At 43.9% G+C, this 5,967-nt stretch carries 6 protein-coding genes, 1 tRNA gene and 3 pseudogenes; 9 read left to right on the top strand and 1 reads right to left on the bottom strand.

Annotated elements, in window-relative coordinates; genetic code table 11:
• The 9 genes and pseudogenes from F452_RS11030 to F452_RS13085 all read left to right on the top strand — a co-directional run.
• Window positions 1-400 (top strand): ISAs1 family transposase (locus tag F452_RS11030; protein ID WP_018966111.1); only part of this gene is annotated, 400 nt, incomplete at its 5' end.
• 115 nt (window positions 401-515) lie between these two features.
• A tRNA-Asp gene (locus tag F452_RS0110310) sits at window positions 516-589 on the top strand.
• A gap of 299 nt (window positions 590-888) precedes the next feature.
• Entirely contained in the window at window positions 889-2,121 is a 1,233-nt protein-coding gene (locus F452_RS11025; RefSeq protein WP_050563595.1) for a site-specific integrase, read from the top strand.
• Between the two features lie 35 nt (window positions 2,122-2,156).
• A pseudogene (locus tag F452_RS0110300) lies at window positions 2,157-2,414 on the top strand (ORF6N domain-containing protein); the annotation flags it as partial.
• A gap of 33 nt (window positions 2,415-2,447) precedes the next feature.
• Window positions 2,448-2,906, top strand: coding sequence for a DUF1896 domain-containing protein (locus tag F452_RS0110295; RefSeq protein ID WP_018966108.1), 459 nt, complete (start codon window positions 2,448-2,450; stop codon window positions 2,904-2,906).
• Window positions 2,907-3,359: 453 nt separating this feature from the next.
• Entirely contained in the window at window positions 3,360-4,004 is a 645-nt protein-coding gene (locus F452_RS0110285) for a DUF6796 family protein (protein WP_018966106.1), read from the top strand.
• Window positions 4,001-4,572 (top strand): annotated as a pseudogene (locus F452_RS11020) (methyltransferase family protein). The gene F452_RS0110285 and the pseudogene F452_RS11020 overlap by 4 nt, the downstream one beginning before the upstream one ends.
• Window positions 4,573-4,586: 14 nt before the next feature.
• On the top strand, window positions 4,587-5,198 hold the full coding sequence (locus tag F452_RS0110275) for a class I SAM-dependent methyltransferase (RefSeq protein WP_018966105.1): 612 nt from the start codon (window positions 4,587-4,589) through the stop codon (window positions 5,196-5,198).
• Between the two features lie 105 nt (window positions 5,199-5,303).
• A pseudogene (locus F452_RS13085) lies at window positions 5,304-5,414 on the top strand (helix-turn-helix domain-containing protein); the annotation flags it as partial.
• Window positions 5,415-5,669: 255 nt separating this feature from the next.
• On the opposite strand, the gene F452_RS0110270 reads toward F452_RS13085, so the two are convergent.
• A partial coding sequence (locus tag F452_RS0110270; RefSeq protein WP_018966104.1) for a transposase occupies window positions 5,670-5,967 on the bottom strand: 298 nt, incomplete at its 5' end.

Here is a 5,967-nt window from a genome sequence, read left to right as displayed (position 1 = left end):
ATTACCGGCTTCAGAGGTCTTTGAGGAGGGGGAATATAGTCAATGGCAAGGCTTGAGAAGTTTAATTCAAGTGGAGCGTGAGATTAGTAGTTTAGAGGGAGAGACTCGCATAGATAAGCAGTATTATATCAGTAGTTTACCACCCGAATATTGTCAGTTAATCGGACAATATATTCGAGGACATTGGGGGATTGAGAATCGGCTTCATTGGCATTTGGATGTAACCTTTAGGGAAGACGCTTGTCGAACTCGTAAGGATTATTCAGCCACCAATCTAAATACGTTGAGAAAGTTTGCTTTAGCCATTGTATCCGGGCACAAAGACAAACTATCCTTACGGAAGAGGTTGTTCAAAGCCGCTCTGAATATAGACTATCTCAAAAAGCTTCTTAAGATTTGATGCGGTTGCCCTGTGCGGTTGCCCTGCAAAAGTTGTACGGAAAGATTATCTTATTATCTTTGCATTGCAAAAAGGGAGTTTCCTAAGGTTTTTCCCTGAGTAGTACAGTAAGAACGGTGTGGTAGTTCAGCTGGTTAGAATACCTGCCTGTCACGCAGGGGGTCGCGGGTTCGAGTCCCGTCCATACCGCAGAAAGCCTAAGACAAAAGGCGACAAAAGAAAGACAAGCCCTTCAAATTCAGTGAATTTGAAGGGCTTTTTCTATGTATTTTGTCTTAGTCGAAAGTCAAGAAAAAGACAAAAAACGACAAAATAGAGGCCCTAAACTGTACCCCCTACCTCGAAAAATACAAGGGGGTACAGTAAAATTAAGACGAAGGGGGTACAGTTTGTCCGAAATTGGCAGGACAATGTACCGATTTGGCAGTACGCATAAGATTCATTTTGAGATAGTTCATTGTAGTTTTGTAACAGTAAAAAATGAGTTTATGAAAAGTACTTTTCGCATCCTTTTCTACGTAAAAAAGGACAAACAACGGGCAGACGGCACGTTTCCGATTATGTGTCGCATCACGATTGACGGGCAGGCCAGCCGTTTCTATACGAAGACAAATGTGAATCTAAATGTATGGAATGCCAAAACCGGTGCTGCCATAGGCAAATCGAAAGAAGCGGTCGAAATCAATGCCCTTCTGGATACTATTAAGACAAGCATCCATAACGTATATCATGATTTGCAGACCAAGGAGAATAACGTTAATGCCGAACGGGTAAAGAATCTCTTTCTGGGGATTGAGGTAAAACACCAGACAGTTTTAGAACTCTTTCAACGGCACAATAAGGATGTGGCAAAACTGGTTGGTATCAATAAATCTAAAGAGACGCTTCAAAAATATGAAGTAGCCTATAAGCGGATGGCTGGATTTATTAAAGAGTACTATAACGTCTCTGATATTTCTCTGAAAGAAGTAAATCACATGTTTCTGCACAATTTTGAGATTTACCTGATGACCACCTGCCGGTGTGCTCCGAACACTACAGCTAAATTTCTTCAGCGCTTCCGTACCATTATTATCATGGCTAAAAATAACGGCTGGATACACATCGACCCGTTTGCCAACTTCAAAATAAGATTCCAAAAAACGGATCGCGGATACCTTACGCAGCAAGAGATAGACACTATCATGCAAAAAGAGTTCACGACCGAACGCTTGGAGAAAGTCAGGGATATCTTCATTTTCAGTTGTTTTACAGGTTTGGCATACATTGACGTAAAAAACCTGCGTCAATCCAATATCCGCACTTCGTTTGACGACAGACTGTGGGTAATGGGTAAACGGGAGAAAACCGGAGTGAGTTTTAGTGTGCCTCTACTGGATATTCCTAAGAAGATTATTGAAAAATACTCAGGAAAACTGCCCGATGATAAAGTCCTTCCTGTAGCGAGTAACCAGAAAATGAACGAATACTTGAAAGAAATCGGAACAATTTGTGGCATAGGCAAAAACTTGACCTTCCACATGGCCCGCCATACATTTGCCACGATGTCTTTGAGCAAAGGCGTTCCCATCGAATCCGTGTCGAAGATGCTGGGACACACCAATATCAAAACGACGCAGATTTACGCTCGTATCACCAATAAAAAGATAGAACAGGACATGCTCAAGCTATCGGATAAACTGGATATATTCAGATCTCCGGTGTCACAAGCAAAACAATGACTTGAAATTCAATACAAATTCTATAAATCAATGATATGAATACAATAACAGCAGATGTAAGCGTCATCCGGAATAAAATTCTTGAGATTCGTGGCAACAGAGTGATATTGGACTATCATTTGGCCGAACTCTACGGTGTGCAGACAAAAGTGCTCAAACAGGCCGTCAGGAGAAATTTGCAGCGCTTCCCGGAAGATTTTATGTTCGAACTTACCGAAAAAGAATGGACGGAACTGGCCACAAATTGTGACCGATTACTCCATCGGCTTTATCATTCCCAAGCAAGAGAAATGATCACCATAATTAATAATTAAAAAGGAAAGAAGATGAAACAGGAAAAGAAAACCTTGTCGTATTACCGACTCAGGCTGGAAGTTTATCTGAAAGACTACCATCCGCAACTGCTCGGTGACGAAACGTTTATCCGTGAACGTTCCGAAGCTGCTGCAAAAACGTACGAAGAAGCCTTCCTGCAAGACAATCCCATCGGCATAGCCGAAAGCATGGCCATGGAGGTATTGCTTAGAGGACTGCATTTTTCGCCGTATCAGTTTATCGAACAAATCATCAATAACGAATTTGCAAACGAAGTTCCCGCCGAACTGTCGAGAAAACTCTCTTTGCTTCTGTTGGAACACAAAGATGTCAAAGACACCTTCGACCGTTACCATCCGGGAGACGACTTCGATGAAAAGCCGGAATATGACCGGCTCTATACCGAACTGACCGGAACGATCGCTACGGTCATGGAAGAGCATGGTATCACAGTCCGTATCGAAGGCTGACAATGCGCAAAAAGACGCCGGCCGAAAGCCAGGTCGTCCCGACATGAATATTAGGTCGTCCTAACCCATCATTTAGGTCGTCCTAACAGACCGTTTAGGTCGACCTAGCAGAGCATTTAGGTCGACCTAACTGAACGATTAGGTCGTCCTAACACAGACGGCAGGTCGTCCCAATACGTCAAAATCCTTTCATACGATTGATATATAGATACATACCGATTACGATGTTTACAGGCATATTTATTCGCATTGGAAAAGCCCGAAGCCGATAAGATAATCGACAAAATCAAAACGGAATGGTACTTTATCGTCGCCCGCTACTTTTTGCCGGTTACTGACAAATCGATAAACCATAAGAAATAGGGATTCCGACTGTGAAAATAGCCATTATTGGCGATTGCAAACGATATTCTACTTGTGCATTTTTGTAAACACAAATAAGAAGAAAAAGGTATGGATAAAAAACTCAGATTGACAGGGTATATGGGAGTGGCAGGTAGCCTACTGATGTATATCGGCGACATGTTGCTGTATTTTACGACACAACCCATTCCCGATTTGGAAAAGGATCTGTTGCCTTCCATGGGTACAGTGCCCTTGGAGCGTCTCGTTGCCGGAGGGATAATAGGACCGTTGGCGGCAGTTCTCTACATCATCGGATTCTATCATTTGTTTCTCAGGGTTAAGAAAGAGCGACGAAAAACAGCCTGCTGGATGCTTGCTTCCCTATCCGTAAGTATAATTGTCGGAGGTGCTTATCATGCCTTCTTCCCGGCTTTCGGCATCGTATCGTCGCAGGGACATCCCGAAATCATCGACCATTTTCTCTCCTATGCCGGCTGGTTGGGCGGTTTTTCTTTTTTCTTAATGGGAATCGGATGGTTGCTCTTTTCTGTATTGGTGCTGCAAAAGCAGACTTCTTTTCCTCGTTGGATAGTTTTCGCAACACCGTTGATCACCATCTGGCTCAATTTCCTTTGGAAAACGCTGCCGCAACCGTTTCTTCTGTTGATAGCGGGCGGATGGAACAATCTGGTGTGTACCCTGATTTTTGCCGTATCGCTGATCACATTAAAAAAGCAATATCATCCCCGATGACTATGAGTGATTTTTCATTTTTCACAACATTGCAAGCCGGATGGCTGAATGCTTGGATACCATCGTTCGGCATGGTGCTGATACAGTTTATATATATGGCAATCTTCCGTGAGGGAGGAAAGCGTGCGGTGGACACCTCGTGGTACACGGCCAAAGACAAGGCGAACGCCTCTGTCAGTACAATCCTGCAAATTGCCATATTGGTGCTTCCGTTTTCGTCCCGTTCAAGTTCGGTACGGCATGGTTTCTTGCGGGAATGGCGGTTTACGTGCTTTCGCTGGCGCTCTTTGTCCGGGCTTTTCACAGCTATGTGGCAACTCCTGCCGGAAAGACCATCAAAGGAGGAGTCTATCGTTGGTCGCGCAATCCGATGTACTTTTTCTTTTTTACGGGAATGCTCGGCGTTTGTATCGCTTCCGCCTCGTTGTGGATACTACTCGTCATGATACCCTTCATCATTGCCACGCATTTCCTCATATTGGGAGAAGAACGCTATTGTGAAGAGACCTACGGAGAGGAATACCGCGAATACAAGGCCAAGACGCCACGTTATTTTTTGTTCTTTTAGCAACTGAATAGAAGATGAGACTGTTCAAGAAGTTCATAAGCAATTGCCGCAGACCTGAAAACAATTTCTGGGGAAAAATGATGCTTGCGGGGATGAACTACGGCCATAATAAAATGGCTCTTTGGTGCATCGACGAATGTATCCGGCCGGCTGGTGAAGAGGATATTCTCGACATCGGTTGCGGCGGTGGGCAAAACATCGCCAACTTCCTGACAAGGACGAATGGAAAAGTATGCGGAGCGGACTACTCGGCGCAGAGCGTGGCAAAATCCGTTGCCGGAAACAGGAAAGCTGTCCGGGACGGTCGGGCGGAAATCATCGAGGCCTCGGTCTCGTCCCTTCCTTATGAATCTGCGACTTTCGATCTTGCAACAGCTTTTGAAACCATCTATTTCTGGCCGGACATCGTCGAGGATTTCAAGGAAGTAAGGCGTGTGCTCAAGCCGGGCGGCAGATTTGCCGTCTGCAACGAAATGGCTTCCGAGACAGGAAACGAGCGATGGATTTCACTCTTGGATATGAAAATTTATACCCCGGACGAAATCGTTGAGAACATGACGAAAGCAGGGTTTACACAGACCTCCGTATTTACGCAGGGCAATCATATCTGTGTTATCGGGCAATGAGTATGCATCTGTCCATTTATTATCAGTTTACCAAGTTCTCTCTGTCAGGGAATAAGACTACTTACTATTTATTACTATGCCATGCTTTCAATTGCTCTGTAAACCATAAGTAAGCACACGCTCCAGTCCTACTAGGATATATCCATACAGATCGGACATAAATGCTATTACAAACGTAAGGATGTGGAAATGCTCCTCGAAAAGTCAAACCGAAAAATACAGAGTGGGCGGAATACACTGACAGCTTTTCAGAGGAGACCTCTTTGTTTCCGGCAGGAACGTCTGCGAACCGCTTTATATCAGCTCCCACACATTCCAAGAAAGATGCTCTACAAACTTTCTGATATTGAAACGTTGTTGCGAGAAAACTATAAGCCCCTATGAGTTAACAATTACTCATAAAATGAAAAGGTATCACAAGGAGACAAAAGATAGTATTTGTGATCAGCTAAGAAACTATTTAGTCATCCCTTAAAAAGCATTTGCAAGTGAGAAGTCATTCATCGATGGTCTCTCGCTTAGCTTTTCGCTTATTATTTTGAGCAGGTGCAAAAGAGCCTTCATGGCTCTTTTGAAGTTGTAAGCAGCTGCTGCCAATAGTATGTTCACAGCATCCCCTACCAATCCCTTGTAAAAGTTACGGCCTAAACGATGATCTGATTTCAAGTGTCCAATGGTAGGTTCTATGCCTGCTCGCTTGCAGAATAGTTTGTGTTTCTTGCGCTTCTGATACCTGCTATCTGAGGGCTTGGGAACATCCGGTATTAAA

Source organism: Porphyromonas gulae DSM 15663 (assembly GCF_000378065.1).
Classification (GTDB): domain Bacteria; phylum Bacteroidota; class Bacteroidia; order Bacteroidales; family Porphyromonadaceae; genus Porphyromonas; species Porphyromonas gulae.
This window is presented reverse-complemented; position numbering and strand designations above follow the sequence as displayed.

Coding starts and splice junctions, on each gene's coding strand:
- F452_RS11025 (WP_050563595.1), top strand. CDS start 889: ATGAAAAGTACTTTTCGCATCCTTTTCTACGTAAAAAAGGACAAACAA.
- F452_RS0110295 (WP_018966108.1), top strand. CDS start 2,448: ATGAAACAGGAAAAGAAAACCTTGTCGTATTACCGACTCAGGCTGGAA.
- F452_RS0110285 (WP_018966106.1), top strand. CDS start 3,360: ATGGATAAAAAACTCAGATTGACAGGGTATATGGGAGTGGCAGGTAGC.
- F452_RS0110275 (WP_018966105.1), top strand. CDS start 4,587: ATGAGACTGTTCAAGAAGTTCATAAGCAATTGCCGCAGACCTGAAAAC.